The organism is Aliagarivorans marinus DSM 23064 (assembly GCF_000429485.1).
Classification (GTDB): Bacteria; Pseudomonadota; Gammaproteobacteria; order Enterobacterales; family Celerinatantimonadaceae; genus Aliagarivorans; species Aliagarivorans marinus.
Map to the genome: position 1 here is coordinate 1 of NZ_KE386909.1, position 24,636 is coordinate 24,636.

Sequence of the window (24,636 nt, forward strand, 5' to 3'; positions counted from 1 at the left end):
TCAAGAGCAAGGTGAGTTGGCGCTGCACTAGACAAAGGCCCCCTTCGAGGGGGCTCATTCAAAGCCACCTTCTTTAGAAGGTGGATATTTACTTAAACGACAGATAAACAGGCGTTTAGGTTGTTTTACCGTGCGTAAATCTGTGACCGCGGCGGCGAAGTTTTAGCCAAATATTAACTATTCTGGTACTTGTAAACAGCAGATTTGCTCAAGGGGGCAATGATGAATTTAGAAGAACGGGAATACCAACACTTTGGTCCTTGGCTGGTTGAGGTGGACAGTCTAGATGATATCCCACCGCAGTTTGGCGATATCTCCGCCGACTACAACGGCGCCAGTTTTGCGTTCAAGATCCCGATTCATCAGGAACGGCGCAATGTGAATATGGGAATGCTGTTGTACCCGCAGTTGGTGATCGTCCACAGCGACCGGATGATCTACTTGAACGTCGCTTCTAGCCAGATGATCCGTCAAGTGATCCACTATCAGGATTTGCTGTGGCTGGAGCATGGTGGAGATTTGCTCGATAGCCACATTACGCTCGCGACCAGCTCGCAAACCCTGAGCGTGACCTACAACATGAGCTCGCAAGACATCGCCAGCAAGGCCATTCGTTTTATCCGCAACGGCGTTAGCCCAGAGGTTAGCGAGGGGGATGCGGCGGAGGCTAGCGCTCAGCCAGAGGCTGAGCAACAGATCTTCCGCTATCTGTGCGACAAAGAGCAGCTTAGCGGCAGCCTGCAGATCCTCGGCTATCAGCCGAGCATTGAGTTAGGGCCTTTGCCGAACAACAGCCTGAGTAATATCTACCGCAATATTAACCAGTACCGCTTGCTCGACAGCATGTTAGTGTGCGATGGCACCGAGCTGATTGTCGCTAGCCGCGGTAAGGATGTGGTGGATGTGCGCGAGACCAACTACAAGTTCTCCCACACCTATATCCGTTTGGATCGGATCTCGGGTATTTCGATTCGCCCGGATGAGCAGTTCCGGGAGCTAAAACAGCTTTGGCTTGAGCTCGAAGGTCGGCGTTGGCAATGGCGTCTGGGGGCGGATTTTGTCACCGATGACCTGGCGATGCTGTTAAACCCCAGTGAGATGGCGGTTACTTAATCTGGTTTTTGGCTTAAGAGATAGATTTTATGCGGACTTGCATAGCATAAACTAAATAAATTACTGAAATATTACATTAAATAACCGATAATGAATTCGATGTTAGCAAACAAGGAGGGGAAATATCATGTCGTTATTTATTGTTGTCATCGCGAGCCTTATCGGAATCTATCACAGCCTTAAAGCCTTGGTCGTATTGCTAAACCACGCCCCAAACAAAATGGATAGCCTGTTGCTGTCAGCTTTTGGAAATCTGGGTATCTTGGTGTGCTTGACCCAACTCGGCGCGCAACCAGCGCTAGCCCTAGTCGCTTTGATTGTAAGTCTGGTAACTGCCGGCCTACATTATTACCAAGCGCGGACGCAGGTATCCTTGGCCTGATGAAGTCGGCCTGCGCTGTGCGTAGGCCCTTCTTTTCACTGAAAATCAATCGCTAATCAAGCATTTTGGCAACCTTATTTAGCCCCCCTTATTTAGTCTCTCGGCCTGACCGTTTTCCAAATCATTTCTCCATGTTATCTGCTCGAATCAATCCAGATAATTATTTCGCAATATAACTGTCTTCTTCCTGTCACTTTAACGTAATAACTTCGTTGTCAGTTTTAGCTACAAGGAAGTCTCGCTTTGAGTCTATCGCTAAGCGCGTTAAGCAAATCCTATCAGGATACCCAAGCCCTTCAGCCCTGTTCACTTAGCCTGCAAACTGGCCAACTGGGCGCTCTGTTGGGGCCATCGGGTTGCGGTAAGACCACCCTGCTTAAGCTGATTGCTGGCCTTGAAGTGCCTGACCAAGGCAACATCGCCATTGCCGGGCAAACTGTGTTTGATTATGGCTCTGGCGTGAACATGGCGGTGGCCAAGCGGCGCCTAGGCATGGTGTTTCAAGATTTTGCCCTGTGGCCTCACCTAAGCGTGTTCGAGAACGTCGCCTTCGGCCTGCGTGCGCAGGGGCTAGTATCGCAGCTTAAACACAAGGTGATGCAGGCGCTTGAGCAGGTACAGCTAGCACATTTGGCTGAGCGGCTGCCCGCCCAGCTCTCGGGAGGGCAGCAGCAGCGGGTCTCACTGGCGCGCGCGATTGTCACCGAACCGCAACTGATTTTGCTGGATGAGCCCTTGTCGGCGCTGGATGCCAAGCTGCGTGAAAGCATGCAGACCTTGCTGATGCAGGTGCTCAAAGAGAATGGCTTGACCGCAGTTTATGTGACCCACGATCAGAGTGAAGCGATGGCCATGGCCGATCAGGTGTTTGTGATGCAACAAGGCCAGATTGTTCAGCAGGGCACGCCACAGCAGATCTATAGCCAACCCTCTCATCCTTTTGTGGCCGATTTTATTGGTCGCTCAAACGTACTTCCCGGCAGCCAAGGCCGCCGCTTGTTGCGGGTCGAACATGTCTTGCTCGAGCAAACCAAGCAGGCCATCGCCTTTGAGGCCACGGTACGCCAAGGGCTGTATCAGGGCAGCCACTACTTGATAGAGGCGGAGGTTGCCGATCAGCGCTGGCTGTTCCACTCGCGACAACCGATGGCGGGAGGCCAAAATCTGACGCTGTACGGTGAAAACCACCAGATTATTGAACTGTAAACCCGCGTTGCTGAGCTGCAGTGAAATGCACAACGCAACCGAACCTAACTCAACCTAAATAAGCACGGATGACAAGATGAACACACTTCTAAAAACCGCCTCCTTAGCGCTGGCACTGACAGTCTCTGGGGTACAGGCTGCCGATCTCGTGGTGTACACCGCAGGCCCGAAAGGTCTGGCCAACAAACTGGTGAAAGATTTTGAACAGCAAAGTGGGGTAGGGGTTCAGGTGTATCAGGCAACTACCGGCCGGGTACTTGGCCGCCTAAAAGCAGAAGAGGCCAAGCCGGTTGCTGACGTGGTGATTCTGGCGTCATGGCCTGCGGGTATGGGCCTGCAGCGCGAAGGATTGCTGCACAGCATCGAGATCGATAATGCTGACAAGTTGCATCCAGGCTGGAATGGCAACAACCAACTGTTCGGCTACTCGGGCTCTGCTTTAGGGATTACCTATAACACGCGCATGGTTGAAGAGATCCCGGCATCGGTAGAAGCTCTGGCTAGCGCCGAATGGGAAGGGCAGATCGTCTTCCCCGACCCGAACGAGTCTGGCTCGGCCTTGGATTTCGTGACGGGCTATGTGAACGACAAGGGCGATCAGGCATGGGAGCTATTCCAGCGCTGGGATGAGTATGATCTGGCTGTGAACGGCGCCAACCGACCGGCGCTTAACCAAGTGGTGAATGGCGCCAAGAAAGCGGTGATTGCCGGTGTGGATTACATGGGCTTTGGCGAGAAGAAGAAAGGTAATCCTATCGAGGTGATCTACCCCGAAGAAGGCACAGTGATTGCCCCGCGTCCGGCGATGATCCTGGAATCCAGTGACAACAAAAAAAAGGCCGAGCAGTTCGTGACCTACCTACTCAGTGACCGCGCCCAGCAGATCGTCGCCGATGCTTTGCTGATCCCTGGTCGCAACGATATCCCGGCTGACAGCTCGCGCCCCGGCTATGCCGATATCAAGCAGCTGAATATCGACTGGGAGTGGATGTTGGACAACCAAGTTGCGGTAACCCAACGTTTTTCGGGCCTGTTCCGCTAAACCTGTCTTTAGGAAGCGGGACGTGCGTCCCGTTTCCCCCTCTACAGTGATCGAACGTGATACGAAAACTTAACCTACATCTGGCCAGCCTGAGCTTGCTGTTGCTGGTGGTGTTGCCACTGGCAGCCATCCTGCAGCACAGTATTTACCATCAGCAGCAATGGCAGTTCGCACACTTAGCTGCGCAGCTTTTCCAGCTGTATCCCTTCCAGATACTGGCTAATTCCTTGCTGCTGGCTGCCTTGGTCACCTTGTTTGCCACCGTGTTAGCCGCGCCCTTGGCCTGGATAATGGCGCGTACGCCGCTGGCGCGGCACCGGCGATTGGACGTGCTGATCTTGCTGCCTTTTATGACCCCGCCGTTTATCGATTCGATGGGCTGGATCGTGTTTATGCAGCCGCGTGGCTATCTGGAGCAACTGGCTCCGCAGTTGGCGTTCTTGCAGCAAGGTTTTTTTAGCTTGGCGGGAATGGTGCTGATTATGGGGCTATCGCTGTTTCCATTTCTCTATTTGATGCTCAAAAACAATCTACTGCAGATAAGCGCCAGTTTAGAAGACGCGGCACAAGTGGCCGGGGCAGGGCGCTGGCGGATCATCAGCCGGGTGGTGGCGCCACTGATGCTCTCCAGTTATGCGATGGGCGCATTGCTGATCTTTGTTAAAACCATCTCCGAGTTTGGCACGCCAGCCACCTTGGGTAAGCAGATCGGCTTTTATGTGCTGACCACCGAGATCCATCGTTATACCTCCACCTGGCCCATCGACTTCTCCCGCGCGGCGATGCTCTCGTCGATCTTGCTGTTTACCAGTATGGCGCTGTGGGCTGGGCAGGTGTATCTGTCGGAGCGCTTTCGACAGCCCTTAGTTGGGGGGCGTTCAGTAGCAGCTAAAAGCTATCAGCTTAAGCCGTGGCAGACCTTACTGGCCTATGGCTATGTGGTACTTCTGTTGGTATTAGCGATTGGTGTGCCCTACTTTTCGATTGTGCTTACCGCATGTCTCGATTTAGCCGGACTAGGGCTTGCTTGGGATAACTTCACGCTGCGCCATTTTGCTGAGGTGTTTAGCCGCGATGGCGAAGCGCTGCAGGCACTGTTTACCAGCCTTAAGCTGAGCTTCTATAGTGCTTGTTTATGCGCACTGCTCGGGCTGTGGTATGCGATGGTGGTGATCCGTCAACCGGGCTGGCTGAGCCGTTGCATTGACTTTGCCAGCCTGATGTCGAACACCATCCCCGGCATCGTGGTGGTGTTTGGCCTTATCCTATTCTGGAACAGTCCGCATAACCCGCTTCCTGTCTACAACAGCGAGTGGATGCTGATCCTGACCTATGTCGCCCTGTTTATCCCCTATACCGTGCAGTATGTGAAGGCCGCGCTACAGCAGCTGGCTACATCGCTGGGACAGGCGGCCAAGATCTGTGGCGCATCCGAGTGGTATGGCTTTCGCCGGATCACCTTGCCACTGCTAGTACCTGCGTTGATGTCCGGCTGGATGATGAGCTTTGTGATTGGTCAGCGCGAGCTGGTCGGCTCGCTGATGGTCAAACCGCCCGGGGTGGAGACCTCGGCGACCTTTATCTTCCACGAGTTTGATCAGGGTAATGCCAGCTTGGCGATGGCAATGGCGCTGATTGTGGTCGGGACTACCTCATTGGTACTGATGGCGATGAAAGTCTGGGAGAGCAGAACGGGGCGTTAAGCTCCTCTTGGCTTAGTTTGCCGCTGGCATCAAAAAAGGTGGATGGGCATGTATACCCATCCACAAAAAATACAAAGCATTTAACTATTGAAAGCGCCCAAGGGCGACCGGTGATAAGAGGAGTGCTAGGTGATTCCGTTCTGGCTTCTATCACCGTGCTGAGAGCTTAAAAAAACACGCCAAATCGGGAAAGGAAATCGAGGATTTCCATCACAAGTGAGTTTGAGCGATTAGAATAAGCGGCAGAGACTTCTGATAGAGCCCGTTGTGTTGAAATCCCCCCTTATCGATGTGCAGCGCCTGAGGGTGCTGACCAAAATGTATGAGCTACGTAGCGTCAAAGCTGTGGCTATTGCTCTGCAGCGCAGCCCCGGAATGGTGAGTAAGACCATCTCAAAGCTAAAAGAGCAGCTCGCAGATCCGCTGTTTGTGCCAACTAAGAATGGCTTTGAGCCCTCGCTCTATGTCGAGCAAAACATTCGCCATGTCTACCAGATTCTCGAATCCTACGAAAAGATTCAGATTAGCCAATTCGACCCAGAACTCACCGATGAGACCATCCTCATCTACGCCCCGGCCCTGTTTTGGGAGCATTTCGGCAGTCGCCTCTATGACTTGCTAAAACAAGCAGCGCCTAACGCCAAGTTTTCGTTTCGCATGTGGGGGGCGGAAGCCCGCGATGCCATCTTACGCGGGGAAGGGCATGTGGGGATCCACATCTATGAGGAGGATGTCCCTCAGTCGCTCTACCAAGAGAAGATTGGTAGCGATAAGATCGTTGTCTACACCCGCCACGACCACCCTGCTTCATCCATTGAAGAGCTACAGGACTATCCTTTGGCGATTACGCGCACTTCCGGTTGGAACGACCAGCGCTATCAAGTGGTTGAGCGCTTGCAGGCCATGGGCTTGGACATCGATGTGAGTGTTGAGTCTGAATACAGCGGTGTCTGCGAGGAGCTAGTGATGCAGGGCGATCACTTTGCCATGAAGCTGGGCCGTGGGATTGGGCCGCAGCACAAGGTGTTTCCGCTAAAGGGTGTTGATCTGCAGTTTGACTATGTCGTAAGTTGTCGTCGTAGCCGCAAAGATAGCCCTGCCATGCAGTGGTTCACTGGCATCATCAAAGAGATGCTGAGTTAAGCGGACGCAATCTTCAGAGCAAAAGCTAAACCCTAAACGCTTAAACCTTAATCTTTAAACCAGGGAAGGTGATTTGAACGAGCGAGAGTATCGTCTTATCCAGGCGCTGAACAAAGGCGTTGATCGCTATTTTGAACAAGCGGAGGGGCAAACTGAGGGTTTTGTGGCGCGTCACTTTCGCTACCCAGGCAACTGGCAAACGAATCGCCGGGCACTTGGCTTGGATATGCTGCGCGCGCCGCTCAATCTGCTGTGGGCGCCGCTGTATCTGCTCGGTCGGATGCTGCTTTGGTTGGCTCGGCGCAAGGGGTGGGGACGGATTAGCCGCTTGTTGGAGCGTCTGCCCGGCGGCTTGAGCACTCAGGTTCAGCGCTACGTGGCTGAGCGTTTTCGCCACGAGCTGCTGGATAGCCACCGACTTGATGCCTGCCTGCGCGATGCTATTTGCGAAACGCTCACTGAGGATGAGTCTTTGGATACCGAACACCTATCGGCTCTGCAGCGGGCACGCTTTGAGCAACTGCTCGATGAGTTGTTATCTGACTACGCACAGGTGCGCACCGCTATGGCTGATATCGGTAACTCGCTAACCAGTTTGGTGATTGGCGCATTGGCCTTTAAGAAATACACGCCGGGCGGAATTGCGCTGGGGCTGTATCTGGCGGGGGGAGTCAGCCAATACTGGGCCAGTCAGCAGTTTTGGGCCGGTCCTTGGCTGGGAGAGCTCTACTATAGGGTGGTGCCGGTATCGACCAGCGTGGGCTTACAAGTGGGTTCGGTGCTTGCGACCTTGTGTGCTTTGGCGGTATTTGCCAGCTTTTCTGGATTAATCTTGGACCCGCTGCAAGCAAGGTTAGGCCTGCATCAAGCTCGCCTTAACAAAGTGCTGCGCCATATGCGGGCTGATTTCAAACAGCAACGCCGCAGCAGCTATCAAGCTAAAGAGCCTTACTTGGCCAGGCTGCTAGAGTTCGTAGACAGTATTCGCAGCCCACTCAATCATCTCTAGGCCAAGCTATGCCCGAACAACCTCAAGATGCAGGATTCAGAGGCGCCCAATGTCCATAGATCGAGGCGAGAATACGAAGGAATGATGACTCATTTCGAGTGTTTTCAACGAAGAGCTATGGACATTGAGCACTTCCCGAAGGGCGAGTTTGCCAGTCCCTCATACCACGTTACTGCTCCTTGATTTAGACCACTAGATCGGCGGAGCAGTGCCTTGCCTGAGGGACTGGTAAATCTCGCTGAACAAGCACCTTGGGGTTGCTCGGGTATATGTCGCAAACTCGTCAGCTCTTAAACTGTTGAATACTCTGGCGCAGTTGGGTGGCCAGGCGAGCCATCTCGGCGCAGCTTTGGCTAACCGTTTTCAGCTGCTCGCTGTTGTCTTGGGTCGAGTCGTTTAAGCGCACCACGTTGTTATCGAGTTCGGCAACCACACAGCTTTGCTCTTCGGCGGCGCTGGCCACCTGCACATTCATATCGTTCACCGTTACGATGGCCTGCACGATCTGCTCCATCAGCTCCGCGCTCTGTTGGCATTGCTGCAGCGCGGTTTCGCTTAGCGACATGCTTTGCGACATATGCCCTAATGCTTGTTGTGAGTCGCCTTCAATATTCTTAATCAGCACCTCAATCTCGGTGGTGGACTCTTGAGTGCGCATTGACAGAGCCCGTACCTCTTCGGCCACGACCGAGAAGCCCCGCCCATGCTCACCGGCGCGGGCCGACTCGATGGCTGCGTTGAGCGCCAGCAGGTTGGTTTGCTCAGAGATGGTTTTAATAACCTCCAGCACTTGGGTGATCTCTTGGTTGCGTGCGTTAAGCTGCTGCAGCGCTTGTTGGCTATGGCTAAGGCTGGTGTGCAGGGTTTGATTCTGTTCGCTCATTTGGTGGGTGGCGTCTAGACTGGCCTGTGCCTGCTCGGAGACATGGTGGGCTTGCTGCTGGGCCTCGGTGGTTGAGTCGGCAATCGATGAAGCGGTCACCGAGATCTCGTGAGTCGCGGTGGCTACCTGATTGATCTCATCGCCTTGCAACACCACGTTATCAGAGACCTTAGTACAGGCCATGCTCAGGCTTTGGGCTGAGGCATCTACCAGATTGGCGGTGCGTTTAGCCTCGCTGAGTAGCTTAGCAACCGCCTCCTGAGTCAGGCGCATTTGCTCCAGAAGCGCGCCAATCTCACCATGTTCCCTGCGGTCAATGGCGGTAGAGAAGTCGCCGTGGGCAAAGTCATCCAAGTGATCATCGACTTTGCTGACCCCCCGTTTGATGCTGCTCATCAATTTCATACATACCAAGATGGTCAACGATATTCCAACCAAGGTGCTAATCAGTGATACATGCTCTAGCCGGCGTGCATCGCCGTCGATCTCCAAGGTTGCTTGTTCGGTGAAGTTCTCGATTTGCTGTTGGATCTGCTCGCTGTGCTTGTGAAGCTCTGTGGCCAGGTGTTCCAGCTCGTTAATCTCCTGATTCAGCACATCGGCGGGAATCGCTTGATTAGTGTGTGCCAGCACCTCTAAGGCGTTGTCATGCCACAGGCGGTGCTCTTCGCCCAAGTTTTGCAGTAGCTGCTGGGTTTGGCGCAGCTTGGTGAGTTTATCCTCGGTGAGTTTACTTAGCAGGATCTGGTCAAGCAGGTCTTGACCGAGCGTTAGCTCATGTTTGACCAGACTCTCTAGATCTTCCAATTGACTGACCAACTGATGGATATGGTTTGATTGCTGTCCACCTTGGCTGTCCATTGCCAAGCGCAGGGCTTGCTCGAAGTAGACCTGCTGCTGCAACTGGTGCTCGGTGATTAAGGTGGTGGTCTCTTGAAGGGGAATATCCAGATGGGCAACGCCGTGAATATGCTCTTCGAGTTTGAATATCTGTGAGAACACCGAGATGGTGGCAATGGCCTGAATGCTACAGATGGTGATCGTCAGTGCAATCAGCTTGGCCTTGAGAGAGCGAGGGCGGAGCAGTTGAAAAAAGTTGCGCTGATCGGCACTGGTGATCTTAAGGTCTTCCACATCCTGTAGAGCCGCCTCTGGGTGGGCTTTCATGACGCTATCCTTGCTATTGAGTCATCATTTAGTAAAGCTAGCAGAGTTGTTTGGAATTGATAATTAATTGAGCTCTCACATACTAAAAAGCCGCTCTTTAGAGCGGCTTTTTATACTAAGGAGGTAAACGCAGCTTAGCGCGACTTCACGTAAGGCTGACCTACCGCCTTCGGCGCAATGGCCTTACCGATAAAGCCGGCGAGCAGTAGCACGGTCAGTACGTATGGCAATACTTCAATCGCCTGTACCGGCACTTCACCGATAACCGGGATCTCCACGCCTTGCAGGCGCACCGCCAAGGCATCCAGGAAGCCAAACAACAAACAGCCAAACATCACGCTGACTGGGCGCCATTTCCCGAAGATCAGCGCCGCCAGTGCAATAAAGCCCTTACCCGCGCTCATGTTCGGTACAAAGCCCGCCGAGTGAGCAGTCGACAGGTAGGCACCCGCGATACCCGCTAGCAAGCCGGCAATCATTAGCGCGCGGTAGCGCAGCCAGGTTACCGATACACCGGCAGTGTCTACCGAGTGTGGGTTCTCACCCACCGCACGCAGGCGCAGGCCGAAGCGAGTGCGCTGCAGGATCCACCAAGATACGGGCACTAGCGCAAAGGCCAGATATACCAGCAAGTTGTGACCAGACAGCAGCTTGCTGTATAGCGAGCCAATCAGCGGCACATCTTGCAGCATGCCAGCCAGCGGCAGGTCGATGGCTTGGAAGCGTTGGTCGCCCACTAGCGATGGGGTTTGACCGCCTTGCTCGAACCAGTAACGGCCCAGGGTTACAGTCAGTCCGGCAGCCAGCATGTTGATGGCAGTACCCGATACGATCTGATCGCCGCGATGAGTAATTGAGGCGAAGCCGTGTATCATCGCCAGCGCAAAGCCGGTGGCCATGCCCGCCAGCAAGCCCATCCATACGCTGCCAGTTGCATAGGAGGTAGCTGCTGCGGCAAAGGCTGAGCCCAGCAGCTTACCTTCCAAGGCGATGTTCACAACGCCTGAGCGCTCAGAGAACAAGCCCGCCAGCGCCAATAGCAGCAGTGGGGTGGCAACACGCAGGGTGGCGTCTAGCAATAAGATAATGGTGTCAAACATGCTTAGGCCTCCTGAGTGTTCACTTGATTGGCGCGCGATGCAGTTAGCGCCAGGTAGATTTTCTCGACCGGTTTAACCAGCATCAGCGACAGTGCGCCGGAGAACAGTACCACCAGTGACTGAACCACTTCGACCATCTCACGTTCGATGTTGGCATACTCAAACGACAGCTCATTACCGCCTTGGAACAGGATGCCGAACAGCAAGGACGCAAAGAAGATACCGATCGGGTGGCCGCGGCCAATCAGTGCAACAGCAATACCGGTAAAGCCGTAGCCCGATACAAAACCCAAGCGGATCTGCTGGCTATAGCCCATCACTTCGTTCATACCCAACATGCCAGCCAGTGCGCCAGAAATCAGCATCACGATAACGGTCAGGCGTTTCGGGTTGATACCGCCATAGGTCGCAGCGGTTGGGTTTGAGCCCAGCGCGCGGATAGCGTAACCCTAGCGGGTGTGCCATAGCAGTAGCCACACCAATACCAGTGCTGCCAGTGCTAGGAAGAACGACAGGTTCAGCGGGCTGCGCACAAAGTCGATGCCAAACCAACCGAGGATGTCATGCATCATTGGCAGGTGGGCATTGCTTTCAAACACGGCCGATACCGCCGACATTTCGCCTTCTGGCTTGAGGACATTCACCATCAGGTAAACCATCAGCGAGGCCGCGATGAAGTTAAACATGATGGTGGTGATGACCACGTGGCTGCCGCGATAGGCTTGCAGGTAGGCGGGGATCAGTGCCCAGAGCGCACCAAAGGCCATACCCGCCAACAGCGCTACCGGGAAGACAATCCAAAATGGCATGCTTGGGCCAAGAAGCAAACAGACAAGGCCGGTGCCCAGACCACCGATATAGGCCTGACCTTCACCACCAATGTTGAACAGGCCAGCGGAGAAGGCAATCGCCACCGCCAAACCCGTGAAGATAAAGTTGGTGGCGTAATAGAGGGTGTAACCCACACCTTCTTGGTAACCGAGAGCGCCCTCGATCATTAGCTGGGCCGCGTCTAGTGGATTCACGTCCACGGCAATAAACACCAGCGCCGATACCGCGAGCGCCAGAGCTAGGTTAAGTAGGGGTAGCAGCAGGACGTTGATCCACGCTGGCAGTTTGTTGTTGTTCACAGCGCCTCTCCTGCGGTGTCAGCTTGCTTGAGTTCATCGGGGATTACATTGGCCATCATCATGCCCAAAATACGTTCGTTGGCTTTGTCGGCTGCGACTTCACCAACAATTTGGCCATCGAACATGACGATGATGCGATCTGACAGGGCTAGGATCTCATCGAGCTCTACCGATACCAGCAACACGCCTTTACCTTGGTCGCGCATGTCGATGATGCGCTTGTGGATGTATTCGATAGCACCGATGTCCACACCACGGGTTGGCTGGCCGATCATCAGTACATCGGGGTCTTGGTCTACTTCGCGGGCGATAATCAGTTTCTGTTGGTTACCACCAGAGAACAGCGAACTGCGCAGTTTAGGATTACGCGGGCGTACGTCCCACTCTTCCATCAGGCCCTGACAGTATTCAGTGATGTCTTTGCGCTTGCTTAGCCACTGGCCGTTGAAGCGTGGCTGTTCTTGAATGCCCAAAATGGCAGACTCTTCGGCCGAGAAGTTTTTCACCAGGCCCATGCTTAGGCGATCTTCCGGTACGTGACCGACTTTCATCTCGCGCACCAGCTTGGCGGAGCTTGGGTTGTCGGCAGTAATTCGGTTGCTGCCGATCTTCACTTCGCCCTTGGTGGGCTCGAGGATACCGGCCAGCACTTCCATCAGCTCGGATTGGCCGTTGCCGCTTACCCCTGCTACGCCAACCACTTCTCCGGCGCGGATCTCTAAGTCGACTGCTTTTAGCATGTCGACGCCGCGGCTGTCGGTGTAGGTCAGCTTCTCGGTGGATAGCAGTACCTCGCCTGGGGTGGCATCTTGCTTCTCGACTTTTAGGCGAACCTTACGTCCTACCATCAGCTCGGCCAGCTCTTCTTTGCTGGTCTCGCTGGTTTTTACATGGCCAACCATCTGGCCTTGGCGCATTACCGAGACATTGTCGGTAATCGCTAGAATTTCGCGTAGTTTGTGGGTGATCAGCAAGATAGTGACACCTTGGTCGCGCAGCGAATGCAGAATGCGGAACAGGTGATCGGTTTCTTGCGGCGTCAGTACCCCGGTGGGTTCGTCGAGAATAAGGACTTTCGCACCACGATAGAGGGCTTTGAGGATCTCCACCCGTTGTTGCAGGCCCACAGGTAGCTCATCGATGGTGGCATCGAGAGGGACATCCAGCTGGTACTCATGGGCCAAACGTTGCAGCTCTTTGCGCGCTTTGCGCAGGCTGACGTTAAGCATGGCGCCGTCTTCAGCACCCAGTACCACGTTTTCCAATACAGTAAAGTTATCTACCAGCATGAAGTGCTGATGCACCATGCCAATGCCTGCCGCAATCGCTTCACGAGAGTTGGGAATATGGCAGATTTGTCCATTAACCAAGATGTCACCTTGGTCTGCTTCATAGAAGCCGTAGATGATGTTCATCAAGGTGGACTTACCGGCGCCATTTTCGCCGATGATACCGTGCACGGTGCCCTTGGGAACCTGCAGGTTAATGTTGTTATTGGCGTGTACGTCGCCAAAGCGTTTGTCGATACCGCGTAGCTCTAGAGCCAGGGCCTGGTTCGGCCGGGAGTCGGACATTAGCTGTTACTCTTACTGTGGATTAAACGGCAGAAAGCCTCCGCTTACGGAGGCTTTTTGTTAATTAATGGCGCAGTGCAGGCTTAGAAGCTGCAGTCATTGCTCGCCATGTAGTCGTGTACTTTGATCTCGCCATCGATGATCTGCTGGGCGATCGCTTTAACCGCTTCTTCGTGCTCAGCGCTTACCAGGTCACGGTTGTATTCATCCAGTGCCCAATCGATGCCGCCAGCAGCCAGGTTACGTACGTCCAGACCGGCTTCGAAGTTGCCTTCTTTGTACTCAGCGAATACGTCGTAGGTAGACTTACCTACCAGCTTAACCATTGAGGTAAGCATGGTGCCTGGGAACATGTAGTTCTGGTTAGAGTCTACACCGATGGCCAGTTTGCCTTCGTCTTTAGCAGCTTGGTAAACACCGTTACCTGAACCGCCAGCTGCCGCGAATACTACGTCAGAACCACGTGAGAACTGGCTCTTAGCCAGCTCTGCACCACGTACTGGATCGGCAAACGCAGAAGGGGTAGAACCGATCATGTTCTGGTAGTAGCCGATGTCAGCATTTACGTGCTTAGCACCTTGCTCGTAACCACAAGCGAACTTACGGATTAGTGGGATGTCCATGCCACCCACAAAGCTCACGGCGTTGGTTTCAGAAACCATTGCAGCCAGCGCACCTACCAGGAATGAACCTTCATGCTCTGCGTAAATCAGCGATTTAACGTTTGGCAGGTCAACTACAGAATCGATGATTACGAAATCAGTCTCTGGGTATTTCTCAGCCACTTTAGCCAGCGCTGAAGAGTAGTTGAAACCTACGGTGATAATCGGTGAGTAACCACGGCGAGCCAGACGGTCCAAGCCTTGTTCACGCTGGGTTTCGTTAGCTGGGGTGTATTCGAAAACACTTACGCCGCTGTCGTTTTGAAAAGCGGTCACGCCATTTTCATAGACTGCTTGACCAAAAGAACGGTCATGTTTACCGGCTGTATCATAAGAGACAGCAGGTTTGAACTCAGCTGCAGAGGCAATGCTGCTTAGTGACAGGGCTACCGCAGCGGCGGTTAGAGAAATAGCGTGTTTCATTCGATCCTCTCGAAGTAACGTTGTTAATTTTGTTAAAATCTACCTTCCATGAAAGGTAAATTTGCTTCGGATTCTTAATCTCGGTTTGGAGCTCTACATAATAGCTTTTTCGAGCCACTAAAAACACTGTGATTACTGTGCTGTAATCATAGTTGATATCCATCACTTTGCAGTCTAAGCGCGGTAGGTGTAGATGACCGGTCCAAAAGCGGGAAGCAAATTTACCACCTGGTAATATTTAATCAAGCTGTCACAAAAATCTACTTTGATTTTCATCTTCGTTTGATTTTCATCAAGCAATTAACACCGCTCAGGCAGTAGTATTCGCCGTTTTTTCATCTCCGGGGCATACAAAATGCTAATGAATGCGCTTCAGGCGGTATTGGTTGCGGGCATTATTGCGTATTGCGCACTCCTTTATAAATCCTTTAGAAAGCAAGCTCACTATGGGCGCTTGGACCCTAATACGTCGATGCTCAAAGTGGGTGTTGTGGGTGCGATAGCAAACTTTCTGGATACCCTCGGGATCGGCAGCTTTGCCATTAAAACTGCGTTTTATAAGCAGTTTAAGATGATCGATGACCGGGTGCTGCCGGGCACCTTGAATGGTCAATGTGTGCTGCCGACCATGACTCAGGCCTTGTTATTCATTGGCGCGGTGCCGGTGGACCCTCTGACCTTGATTAGTATGATCGTTGCCTCTGCAGTAGGCGCAGCAGTCGGTGCTAAGTACGTTGCTAACTGGAATCGTCAGTTAGTGCGTTTGGTCATGAGCATCTCACTGCTGATCGTCGGTATGTTGATTCTGGCAGGCTTGATGGGCTGGTTCCCCTTAGGTGGCGAGAAGATGGGCCTGACCGGACTGCCGCTGCTGATTGGCATTGCCGGTAACTTCGTATTTGGAGCGCTGATGACCGTGGGCATTGGCCTGTATGCGCCATGTATGACTCTAGTGTACTTGCTGGGGATGAACCCGATGGCAGCCTTCCCCATTATGATGGGCTCGTGCGCCATCCTGAGCGTGTTCTCATCGGGTGCGTTTATGCGTCAAGGCGCCTTTGATGCCAAGGCTGTGCTGGTTGTGGCGATTGCTGGGCCGATTGCCGTGGTGGTGGCTGCGACCTTGGTGCAAAACATGAACCTAGAGATGCTAAAGTGGTTGTTAACTGTGGTGGTGTTCTACACCGCTATTACCATGTACCGCTCTTGGCAAAGCACTGAGAAACTGACGGCGCAGCGCTTGGCAAAGGCTGTGTAGTCGCCCCATCAAGCCCAGCAAAAAAGGCAATCCAAGTGGATTGCCTTTTTTGCATTGTGGGGCCGATTAAGCGTGAGCTTGCTGGGTTTGAATCGCCAGCTTGGCGCGGGCCTGTTTGATATAGGCCTGCATCACCATACTCACCACCAGTGCCAGTACAAAGGCACCGGAGAAGATATACAGTGGGGTCTCATAAGAGCCGGTTGCTTCACGTAGGAAGTTGTTGATCTGCGGCCCTGCTAGGCCTGCTGCCGCCCAGGCGGTAAGCACGTAGCCGTGAATAGCGCCTAGCTGCTTGGTGCCAAACAGATCGCCAATAAAGGCTGGTAGGGTTGCAAAGCCACCACCGTAGCAGGTGAGGATGGTAAACAGCACAACCTGGAACAGCAGCGCACTTTTAATGCTCGGCAGCCAGATAAAGGCGACGATCTGAATCGCGAAGAACGCCATGTAGGTCGTGCCACGACCGATGACATCGGAAAACGACGCCCAGCCAATTCGGCCCAAGCCGTTGAACAGTGACATCAGACCGACCACCAAAGCGGCGCTGGCGGCGTTCATGCCGACTGACTCTTGAGCCAGTGGGGATGCCGCAGAGATAACGCCGATACCGCAAGAGATGTTAATAAACATCATGATCCACAGGCCCCAGAACGGCGCTGTTTTAACGGCTTCGTTGGCGGTCATTTGGGTCAGGTCTTGCTTAACTTCTTGCGCGCCAGACTCGACGGCTGCCTTCATGGTATCGGGCATCCAACCTTCCGGTGGGCGCTCCAGGTAAGAGGCCGAGGCCAGCATGACTACCAAGTACACCGAGCCCATAATAAAGAAGGTGGCAGGGATACTGATGGTTTCCATGATGTAGTTAAAGATGGGGCTGGCGATCATCGCACCAAAGCCAAAACCCATAATTGCCAGGCCGGTGGCCAGTCCGCGTCGGTCCGGGAACCACTTCACCAGTGTCGACACCGGGGTGATATAGCCAATCCCTAATCCAATCCCCCCGAGTACCCCATAGCCGAGCCACAGCACATAGAGGTTTTCAATGGAGGTGCCGATGCCTGCGATCAGAAAGCCGCCACCAAACAGAATGGCGGCAACGGTGCCTGCGCGGCGTGGTCCATGTTTTTCAACAAAGTGCCCCATTACCGCAGCAGAGAGGCCGAGGCAGAAAATGGCGATGCTAAACATGGTGATAACCGAACTGGAGCTCCAGCCGTAGGTGGTTTCAAGTGGGTTTTTGAACACCGAATAGGCATAGACCGAACCAATAGACGCGTGTACGCCTACGGCTGACGCGGCGATAAGCCAGCGATTTTTCATAACGTAGTCCTTACAGAATGTTGAGATTTCCTTAATAACTCCCCACTCTAGGCTGGACCTGTTGACGATAGTTTGACCTATGTCAGTTTGTACTTAAGTCTAATGGCCACCTCCGACTGGTGTGCCAAAAAGTGTTAAGTAGCTCTAATTTGGGGTGGTGCCAGCAAGCGAGGGATCGCGTTGTTGGCACCTTTATAAAGTGTCTGATTGGATGAACTAGGCGAGGGCGCGGATACTGGCGATCTCATCGAGTAGCTCTAGTAGCTCCGGCTCCACCGACTGTGGCTCGGAGCCTGCTAATAGCTGCGCTTCAATGGTGGCGCATAACCCTTGCAGGCGGCTGCACCCGGTGTAGGCAGTACCACCGTGGAAGCGGTGGATATGTTTTTGCAGCTCGGTTTTATCCAGCTTGTCGTCTAGCGCCAGCTGCACCTGTTGCTCTATCTCCTCAAAGCCTTGCATCAGCATCTCTAACATCTCCAGCGCCAGTTGGGCGTTGTTGTTAGAGCGCTGCAATGCAGTACTCCAAGAAAAGCTGGGGTGCTCTACATCGATATAGCTTTGTAGCGAGACCACCTCGGCGGCCCAGCGACTGATACATTGCTCCAGCGCCGGCTCATCTATTGGCTTGGCCAGGTAGTCGCTAAAACCTTGCTTGATTAGGTTCTCACGCTCGCTACCCATGGCGTGGGCGGTCACCGCGATTATCGGAGTGTCTTGATTCTGGCTCTGCTTGCGGATCTCTTGGGTGGCGGCAATGCCATCGAGCAGCGGCATCTGGATGTCCATAAAGATCAGGTCATAGCGCTGGCGACGCGCTGCTTGCACCGCTTGCTCGCCATTGGTGCACTGGTCGATATGCATCACCTGATCTTTCAGTATGGCGGTGATCAGCTTGAGGTTAGCCTGGTTATCATCCACCGCCAGCACACTTAAGGGAAGCTTATCGCGGGTTTGGGTCTCTTCCGGTAGCACCGCTGGCATCTCACTATCTGGGCCATGGCCGGACAGGGCCTGCGCCAGTTTATGATGATTCAGTGGCTTGCTCAGACAGCGCTTGGCGCCGGCTTGCAGGATGCTTTGGTGGATCTCCGGATCGCTACTATTTATAAGCGCGATAACCTGCTCACAGCTGGCCTTGCTTTGCTCAATACTGGCAAACAGTGGTTCGAGCTCCTGCCAGTCGCTATGGCCAAGCACGATGGCGGAGTAGTCCTGCTCAAGTTTGTCACTAAACGCCTGATCATCGCTGGCAACATCCATGGTCAGTGGCCAGGTTGCCACCATCGCTTCACAGGCGCGGCGACTATGGGCGTGGGGCTCGAATAACAGCAGGCTTTGGCCATCTAGCGGCGCTCGGTCGATGCCATCGCCCATGATCACCTCAGACACCTCAATTTCGATATTGAAGATAAAGCTGCTGCCTTTATCGGGCTCTGATTCTAGCGAGATATTGCCGCCCATCTGCTGAACCAGCTTCTGGGTAATCACCAGACCCAGGCCGGTACCACCGTACTCACGGCTAATGCTGGTATCGGCTTGCTTAAAGGCTTGGAACAGCTGTTTCTGCTGGTCTTTGCTGATGCCGATGCCGGTATCGGTGACGGTCACCTGCAAGTTCAACTGCTGGCCATGGCGATTGGCCAGGGCGATGTCCACCAGAATCTGCCCCTTGGTGGTGAACTTGATTGCGTTACCCAGCAGGTTGGTCAGTACTTGCTGGATGCGTAGTGGGTCGCCGCGCAGGCCGTTGGGGATCAGTGGGTCGACCACCATGTTCAGCTCGAGGTTCTTCTCTTGCGCGCTCGGGCCGAGCAGGGTCACCACATCGTTGAGGGTGTCGCGGAAGTTAAACTCGATACGCTCCAAGCGCAGCTTTCCAGCCTCTAATTTAGAGAAGTCGAGAATATCGTTAATGATGGCCAGCAGGTTGTTGGCTGATTTCTCGATGGTGTTGAGGTAGTCCGCTTGATTGGCTTGCAGTGGTGTTTTAAGCAGCTGGCGGGCGAAGCCAATTACCCCGTTAAGCGGGGTTCGTAGCTCGTGACTCATATTGGCCAAGAACTCAGACTTGGCCTTGGCGGCTTGCTGGGCTTCGCGCTTGGCAATGTCCAGCTCGATGTTTTGGATCTCAATCTGCTCGAGGGTTTCGCGCAAGTCACTGGTGGCCTGATCGATGCTTTGGTGCATCTCTTCGTGGTACTCGGCCAGCGATTTGGCCATGGAGTTAATGCCGTGTTTTAGCAGCCCCAGCTCACCGGTAAACTTGCCATCGACTCGCGCATCGAGGCGGCCCTGGCGGATCTTATCGACGATATTCACCATGTCGGTGATCGGCGCGGTCACATGTTTGGTTAGCTGGAAGGCGAACAGCACACTGATGAGTACCCCAAATAGCACCATAAACAGCGCCACCGTGGTATCGCGAAACTGCAGCAGCAGCGCGCGGTCTTTGTTGTATTGCAGCGACACATAGCCGAGTAGCTCTGGGGTGCCGTTACTGAATGCGGCAAAACTGCCTTCCGCTTCCGCCCAGATCGGGGCGCGCAGAATAATCCGGTTGGGGTAGATCTCTACTTGTGTGGCATCGGGCAAGGGCAGGGCCGGGTCGCTTTGCAGCAACCGCATATTGCGGTGGTAGTTACTGGTGACAAACAGCTGGTTCTGCTTATCGTAGACCGCGATGCTCTTAATCAGCGGTGACATCTTTTGATGCATTACGCTGATAAGCCCCTTGACCTGCTCTCGGTTGTGGCGGCTTAGGCCCACCTCCGCTGCAATCGCCAAGGGCTCGATAACGTTGACACCCTGTTCGATAACAAAGTTATCCAGCTGCTGGTTTCGGTTAAAGGTGAAGTAGCTCGCCAACAGAATACCGATAAACAGGGTGGGGAGAATGGTTAGAATGTAGACGCGCGCTCGCAGTCCGTATTTGGTCATGGGCAGATCTTTATGGGAAAATGTGGCTACTCCAGTCGCTTATCATGACATAAGCCCCCAAACTTTTGTATTCAGCAATAGCATTATCAAGACCATGGCTCAGATCTTTAAAGCACCACGGCTCAAAAAACAGCCGAAAATTCAGAAAAACCTCAAGGTCGAGAGTCTCGACCATCACCTTAATGGCGTGGTAAAGAGTCAGGGCAAGACCTGGTTTGTGGCCGATGCGCTGCCTGGCGAGCTTATCGATGTTCAGGCCGCAACCACCAAAGACAGCAAGGCGCGCTTGCTTAAGCGACATACTGACAGCGAGCAGCGTGTTGCGCCGCATTGCCAATATTACGCTCGTTGTGGTGGCTGTAGTGCCCAGCATTTGTCGAGTGACGATCAGCGCGAGTACAAGAAACAGGCGGTGGCGAACTTGCTGTCGCGTTTCTCGGGCTACCAAGAGCTGCCGGAGATTGAGGTGCTAGCTGGAGAGGACTGGCACTATCGCCGGGTAACGCGCATGAGCACTTGGTATCAGGATGGCTGGCAGCTGGGTTTTCGCCAAAAGGCCAGCAAGCAGCTGATCTGCGTCGATGCCTGCCCGGTACTGAGCCAGCCCTTGTCGGTGTTAATTCAGCCACTAGCGAAGTTGTTAAGTGGCCTGTCACGTAGCGCCAAACTCGGCCATGTCGAGCTGATTGATGCACAACCTAAGGCCTGCGTGGTGGTGCGCGTCAGCGGCAAGTTAGCGCCGCAGGAGCTTGAGCTGTTTGAGGCCTTCGCATCGAAGCACGGCATATTGATGCAGCTGAAAACTGACCAGCAGGTGCAGCATTTTGGCGGCGCAGAAGGCGAGCCTGCCCGCTTGTTTTATCCCTTGGGCGACGAGCAAAAGGTCTACTTTGAGCCGGGCAGCTTTATTCAGGTCAATGAGGCGATGAACCAGCGTCTGGTTGAGCGGGCGCTGGAGCATTTAGCGGTTGAAGCTGAGCATCGGGTGTTGGATCTATACTCCGGGGTAGGCAACTTCACCCTGCCGCTGGCACAGCGCTGCAGCGAGGTGGTAGCGGTGGAAGGCGTCGCGGCAATGAGCGAGCAGATCAAAGCCAATGCCAAGGCCAATGGCTTGGACAACATTCAAGCCTTTACTGGCGATTTGGAGCTGGAAGAGACCGCCAAAGCGTGGCAAAAACAGCGGTTTGACCGAATCTTGCTCGATCCGGCCCGCGCTGGGGCAAAACAAGCGATAGAGCGTATTGCGAAGATGGCTACCTCCACCGTAGTATATGTTTCTTGTAATCCGGCGACGCTGGCTCGCGATGCTGCTGTGCTCAAAGCGCACAACTACAGGTTGAGTAAACTCACCTTGGTGGACATGTTCCCCCACACCGAGCACATCGAAACCATCGCTGCATTTAGTCTCAAATAGCGCGCCATAAAGTAATAAGGAAGTGACCGCATGGTTTCTGTTCGAGAAACGCACATCAACAAAGATCTTCAGTTCGATGAAGGCCAATGGCTGGCTAACCTCGAGCTGAAAGCGGCTGAACAGGAGCAACTGCTGGCCGACTGCCAGTTGCTACGCGAGCAAAAAATCGAACCCGCTTTAGTGCAAGCCTGCCTCGACAAAGGCAAGGAGATGGTCGAGATCCTACTCACCTTGAATATGGATCTTCCCACCTTACAAGCGGCGCTGGTGTTTCCGTTTATTGAACACGGCGGCCTGACGGCCAAGCAGTTTGAATCGCACTTTTCCGAAGAGGTGCTGCAGCTACAAAACTATGTTTCGCAGATGGATGCGATGAAGCTGCTGCGCTCGGCCGACAGTAACAACCTCTCCAATCTACAAATCGATAATGTTCGCCGCATGTTGCTCGCCATGGTGGGCGATGTGCGAGCGATTGTGATTAAGCTGGCCGAGCGTATCTGCCACTTGCGCGAGATGCGCCTCGAGGACGAAGAGCTTAAGGTGTTGGCGGCCAAAGAGAGCCAAGACATCTACGCGCCACTGGCTAACCGTTTGGGGATTGGGCAGCTGAAATGGGAGCTGGAAGATTTCACCTTCCGCTACCTGCACCCAGATAAGTACAAAGAGATTGCCAAGCAGCTCGATGAGAAGCGTATCGACCGTGAACGCTATATCGAAGAGTTTGTCTCAGGCCTGCGTAGCGAGATCGGCAAGGCCCAAATCAACGCCGAGGTTTATGGCCGGCCCAAGCATATCTACAGCATCTACCGCAAGATGCAGAAGAAGAGCCTGGACTTTGGCAAGCTCTATGATGTGCGCGCGGTGAGGATTGTCACCGAGCGTATCCAAGATTGTTATGCGTTGCTTGGGATTGTGCACACCAACTACCACCATATCCCCAGCGAGTTCGATGACTACGTGGCCAACCCCAAACCCAATGGCTACCAGAGTATCCATACCGTGGTGTTAGGGCCGCAGGGTAAGTCGGTGGAAATCCAGATCCGTACCAAGCAGATGCACGAAGAGTCGGAGCTGGGTGTGGCGGCGCACTGGAAATACAAAGAAGGCGGTAGCGGTGGGCGTGGCGATTACGAAGAGAAGATCGCTTGGCTACGTAAGCTGCTGGCCTGGCAAGACGACATCGCAGAGAACGGCGCCATGCTCGACGAGTTGCGCTCGCAGGTGTTCGACGACCGGGTCTATGTGTTCACGCCCAAAGGCGAGGTGGTGGACTTGCCCTCTGGCTCGACCCCGCTGGATTTTGCCTACTACGTGCACAGCCAGGTAGGGCATCGCTGTATCGGGGCTAAAGTGGGCGGGCGGATTGTGCCGTTCACCTATGAGCTGCACACTGGCGAGCAGGTGGAGATCATCACTCAAAAAGAGCCCAACCCTAGTCGGGATTGGCTCAACCCGCATCTTGGCTATATCAAATCGTCGCGAGCACGCAGCAAGATTGTCACCTGGTTCAAAAAACAAGACCGCGACAAGAACATTGTGGCCGGTAAAGACCTGCTGGAAACCGAGTTGGGCCGCCACGGCTTCAAGCTGGCCGATGCCGAGCAGTGCCTGCCGCGCTTTAACGTACAGACCATTGATGACCTGATGGCGGCCGTGGGGGCGGGCGATGTACGCCTAAACCAGCTCATTCATCAGCTGCAGGCCAAGTTTAATAAGCCCACCGCCGAGGAAGAAGATCGTCAAGCGCTGGAGACCATCTCCAAGAAGACCGAGCAGGTCCAGCCTAAGACCAAGAAGGCCAAAGACTCCATCGTGGTGGATGGCATCGGCAACCTGATGACCCATATCGCCCGCTGCTGTCAGCCGATCCCCGGCGATACCATTAAGGGCTTTATCACTCAGGGGCGCGGTATCTCGGTGCACAGCATCGATTGTCCTCAGCTCGAAGAGCTTAAGCGGCGTAACCCTGAGCGGGTGATTGATGCGGTGTGGGGCGAGAATTATTCCGGTGGCTACAGCCTTACCATTCGGGTGCGCGCTAACGACCGTAGCGGCTTGCTGCGCGATATCACCACTGTGTTGGCCAACGACAAGGTCAATGTGCTGGGCATGAACACCCACTCGGATGTGAAGACCCAAACCGCGACCATTGATATGGAGGTGGAGGTCTACAATCTGGAGACGCTCTCGAGAGTGCTCAGCAAGCTCGGTCAAGTAAACAACATTATAGAAGCCCGCCGCCTGCGCTAGTGCGTAGGCTGTTCGGGACAACACTTGTTCGGGCCAACACTTGCTCGGGCTAACACTTGCTCGAGCCAACAAAGGTAAAACAAGAGACTCACATGGAATCACGGCCTTATACCATCGATACCCTGATCGAGATTATGGCGCGCCTGCGCGACCCAGAAGGCGGTTGCCCCTGGGATCTAAAGCAGAGCTGGCAATCCATCATCCCCCATACCTTGGAAGAAGCCTATGAGGTGGCCGATGCTATTCACCAAGCAGTAGATAGTCAGGACTTCTCCGAGGTAAAGCTCGAGCTGGGCGATCTGCTGTTTCAGGTGATCTTCTACAGCCAGTTTGCCAAAGAGCAGGGCGACTTTGAGTTTGCCGATGTGGTCGATGGTGTGTGTGAGAAGCTGATTCGTCGCCACCCCCATGTGTTTGCTGATATCGACTTCGCCGACGAGGCCGCCATCAAGGCCAACTGGGAAGCAGAAAAATCCAAAGAGCGCGCCATTAAGTTGCAAGCCAACAGCGTACTGGATGATGTGCCCAAGGCGCTACCGGCGCTCAGTCGCGCGCAAAAGCTGCAAAAACGCTGCGCCAATGTTGGCTTTGATTGGGGTGATGTCTGGGGCCCCTACCACAAGGTGAAGGAAGAGTGGGCGGAAGTGGGTCAGGCGATGCACCAGCAAGATGGCGAAGAAATCGCCGAAGAGATCGGTGATTTATTGTTCGCTGTTGTCAATCTGGCAAGACATCAAGGCCTTGATGCAGAAGACTTATTACATCAAGCCAACCGCAAATTTGAGACCCGCTTTCGCGCCGTGGAACAGTTGGCCAAGGCCGATGGCAAGCGGCTTCAAGACATGTCGCTGGAGGCGATGGATGCGCTCTGGGAAAAGGTCAAACAACGCCTCAAAACTTGATTTGCAGCA

At 54.0% G+C, this 24,636-nt stretch carries 17 protein-coding genes and 1 pseudogene; 11 read left to right on the forward strand and 7 right to left on the reverse strand.

Going from position 1 to position 24,636, the window contains the following annotated elements; all coding sequences use genetic code 11:
• Window positions 1-222 precede the first annotated feature (222 nt).
• The 7 genes from G461_RS0119650 (at window position 223) to G461_RS0119680 (ending at window position 7,598) form a co-directional block, all read left to right on the forward strand.
• The gene (locus G461_RS0119650) at window positions 223-1,113 is read left to right on the forward strand and encodes a hypothetical protein (protein ID WP_026973120.1); all 891 of its coding nucleotides are present in this window, start codon (window positions 223-225) and stop codon (window positions 1,111-1,113) included.
• Between the two features lie 127 nt (window positions 1,114-1,240).
• Window positions 1,241-1,495, forward strand: a complete 255-nt coding sequence (locus tag G461_RS26665; protein WP_026973121.1) for a hypothetical protein — start codon at window positions 1,241-1,243, stop codon at window positions 1,493-1,495.
• A 243-nt stretch (window positions 1,496-1,738) separates the two neighbouring features.
• Window positions 1,739-2,701, forward strand: a complete 963-nt coding sequence (locus G461_RS24940; RefSeq protein ID WP_035480903.1) for an ABC transporter ATP-binding protein — start codon at window positions 1,739-1,741, stop codon at window positions 2,699-2,701.
• 76 nt (window positions 2,702-2,777) lie between these two features.
• Window positions 2,778-3,743 carry an extracellular solute-binding protein gene (locus G461_RS24945; protein WP_051333710.1) on the forward strand — a complete coding sequence of 322 codons (966 nt, stop codon included), beginning with the start codon at window positions 2,778-2,780 and terminating at the stop codon, window positions 3,741-3,743.
• Window positions 3,744-3,799: 56 nt separating this feature from the next.
• Window positions 3,800-5,446 carry an ABC transporter permease gene (locus G461_RS0119670; RefSeq protein ID WP_026973123.1) on the forward strand — a complete coding sequence of 549 codons (1,647 nt, stop codon included), beginning with the start codon at window positions 3,800-3,802 and terminating at the stop codon, window positions 5,444-5,446.
• Window positions 5,447-5,713: 267 nt separating this feature from the next.
• On the forward strand, window positions 5,714-6,589 hold the full coding sequence (locus tag G461_RS0119675; protein WP_051333711.1) for a LysR family transcriptional regulator: 876 nt from the start codon (window positions 5,714-5,716) through the stop codon (window positions 6,587-6,589).
• A gap of 73 nt (window positions 6,590-6,662) precedes the next feature.
• Window positions 6,663-7,598, forward strand: coding sequence for a DUF6635 family protein (locus tag G461_RS0119680; protein WP_026973125.1), 936 nt, complete (start codon window positions 6,663-6,665; stop codon window positions 7,596-7,598).
• 283 nt (window positions 7,599-7,881) lie between these two features.
• Here G461_RS0119680 and G461_RS0119685 read toward each other — a convergent pair whose 3' ends face one another.
• The 5 genes and pseudogenes from G461_RS0119685 to G461_RS0119705 all read right to left on the reverse strand — a co-directional run bounded on the left by G461_RS0119685 (window position 7,882) and on the right by G461_RS0119705 (window position 14,537).
• Complete coding sequence (locus G461_RS0119685; protein ID WP_026973126.1) at window positions 7,882-9,648, reverse strand: methyl-accepting chemotaxis protein; 1,767 nt, start codon at window positions 9,646-9,648, stop codon at window positions 7,882-7,884.
• Window positions 9,649-9,782: 134 nt separating this feature from the next.
• The gene (locus tag G461_RS0119690) at window positions 9,783-10,748 is read right to left on the reverse strand and encodes an ABC transporter permease (RefSeq protein ID WP_026973127.1); all 966 of its coding nucleotides are present in this window, start codon (window positions 10,746-10,748) and stop codon (window positions 9,783-9,785) included.
• Window positions 10,749-10,750: 2 nt separating this feature from the next.
• A pseudogene (locus G461_RS24950) lies at window positions 10,751-11,746 on the reverse strand (ABC transporter permease).
• Between the two features lie 128 nt (window positions 11,747-11,874).
• Window positions 11,875-13,452, reverse strand: a complete 1,578-nt coding sequence (locus tag G461_RS0119700; RefSeq protein WP_026973128.1) for an ABC transporter ATP-binding protein — start codon at window positions 13,450-13,452, stop codon at window positions 11,875-11,877.
• Window positions 13,453-13,535: 83 nt separating this feature from the next.
• Window positions 13,536-14,537, reverse strand: a complete 1,002-nt coding sequence (locus tag G461_RS0119705) for a BMP family lipoprotein (protein WP_026973129.1) — start codon at window positions 14,535-14,537, stop codon at window positions 13,536-13,538.
• Between the two features lie 355 nt (window positions 14,538-14,892).
• Between G461_RS0119705 and G461_RS0119710 the strand changes: the two genes are divergently transcribed.
• A complete protein-coding gene (locus G461_RS0119710; protein WP_026973130.1) occupies window positions 14,893-15,795 on the forward strand; it encodes a sulfite exporter TauE/SafE family protein in 903 nt (300 codons plus the stop codon).
• Between the two features lie 66 nt (window positions 15,796-15,861).
• Here G461_RS0119710 and G461_RS0119715 read toward each other — a convergent pair whose 3' ends face one another.
• Together G461_RS0119715 and barA are read right to left on the reverse strand one after the other, a co-directional pair.
• Window positions 15,862-17,118 carry an L-lactate MFS transporter gene (locus tag G461_RS0119715; RefSeq protein WP_026973131.1) on the reverse strand — a complete coding sequence of 419 codons (1,257 nt, stop codon included), beginning with the start codon at window positions 17,116-17,118 and terminating at the stop codon, window positions 15,862-15,864.
• Between the two features lie 216 nt (window positions 17,119-17,334).
• Window positions 17,335-20,058 carry a two-component sensor histidine kinase BarA gene (barA, locus tag G461_RS0119720; RefSeq protein WP_026973132.1) on the reverse strand — a complete coding sequence of 908 codons (2,724 nt, stop codon included), beginning with the start codon at window positions 20,056-20,058 and terminating at the stop codon, window positions 17,335-17,337.
• 94 nt (window positions 20,059-20,152) lie between these two features.
• Here barA and rlmD point away from each other — a divergent pair, with 94 nt between their 5' ends.
• The 3 genes from rlmD (at window position 20,153) to mazG (ending at window position 24,627) form a co-directional block, all read left to right on the forward strand.
• Window positions 20,153-21,475, forward strand: a complete 1,323-nt coding sequence (gene rlmD / locus G461_RS0119725) for a 23S rRNA (uracil(1939)-C(5))-methyltransferase RlmD (protein ID WP_026973133.1) — start codon at window positions 20,153-20,155, stop codon at window positions 21,473-21,475.
• A 30-nt stretch (window positions 21,476-21,505) separates the two neighbouring features.
• Window positions 21,506-23,725, forward strand: a complete 2,220-nt coding sequence (gene relA, locus G461_RS0119730; protein ID WP_026973134.1) for a GTP diphosphokinase — start codon at window positions 21,506-21,508, stop codon at window positions 23,723-23,725.
• Window positions 23,726-23,817: 92 nt separating this feature from the next.
• Window positions 23,818-24,627 (forward strand): nucleoside triphosphate pyrophosphohydrolase, encoded by an 810-nt coding sequence (gene mazG, locus G461_RS0119735; protein WP_026973135.1) that lies wholly within the window; start codon window positions 23,818-23,820, stop codon window positions 24,625-24,627.
• Window positions 24,628-24,636: the final 9 nt, after the last annotated feature.

Bases quoted from the DNA above. Each gene is read 5' to 3' on its own strand.
- G461_RS0119650 (WP_026973120.1), top strand. From the start codon at position 223: ATGAATTTAGAAGAACGGGAATACCAACACTTTGGTCCTTGGCTGGTT.
- G461_RS26665 (WP_026973121.1), top strand. From the start codon at position 1,241: ATGTCGTTATTTATTGTTGTCATCGCGAGCCTTATCGGAATCTATCAC.
- G461_RS24945 (WP_051333710.1), top strand. From the start codon at position 2,778: ATGAACACACTTCTAAAAACCGCCTCCTTAGCGCTGGCACTGACAGTC.
- G461_RS0119685 (WP_026973126.1), bottom strand. From the start codon at position 9,648: ATGAAAGCCCACCCAGAGGCGGCTCTACAGGATGTGGAAGACCTTAAG.
- G461_RS0119690 (WP_026973127.1), bottom strand. From the start codon at position 10,748: ATGTTTGACACCATTATCTTATTGCTAGACGCCACCCTGCGTGTTGCC.
- G461_RS0119700 (WP_026973128.1), bottom strand. From the start codon at position 13,452: ATGTCCGACTCCCGGCCGAACCAGGCCCTGGCTCTAGAGCTACGCGGT.
- G461_RS0119705 (WP_026973129.1), bottom strand. From the start codon at position 14,537: ATGAAACACGCTATTTCTCTAACCGCCGCTGCGGTAGCCCTGTCACTA.
- G461_RS0119710 (WP_026973130.1), top strand. From the start codon at position 14,893: ATGCTAATGAATGCGCTTCAGGCGGTATTGGTTGCGGGCATTATTGCG.
- G461_RS0119715 (WP_026973131.1), bottom strand. From the start codon at position 17,118: ATGAAAAATCGCTGGCTTATCGCCGCGTCAGCCGTAGGCGTACACGCG.
- barA (WP_026973132.1), bottom strand. From the start codon at position 20,058: ATGACCAAATACGGACTGCGAGCGCGCGTCTACATTCTAACCATTCTC.
- rlmD (WP_026973133.1), top strand. From the start codon at position 20,153: ATGGCTCAGATCTTTAAAGCACCACGGCTCAAAAAACAGCCGAAAATT.
- relA (WP_026973134.1), top strand. From the start codon at position 21,506: ATGGTTTCTGTTCGAGAAACGCACATCAACAAAGATCTTCAGTTCGAT.
- mazG (WP_026973135.1), top strand. From the start codon at position 23,818: ATGGAATCACGGCCTTATACCATCGATACCCTGATCGAGATTATGGCG.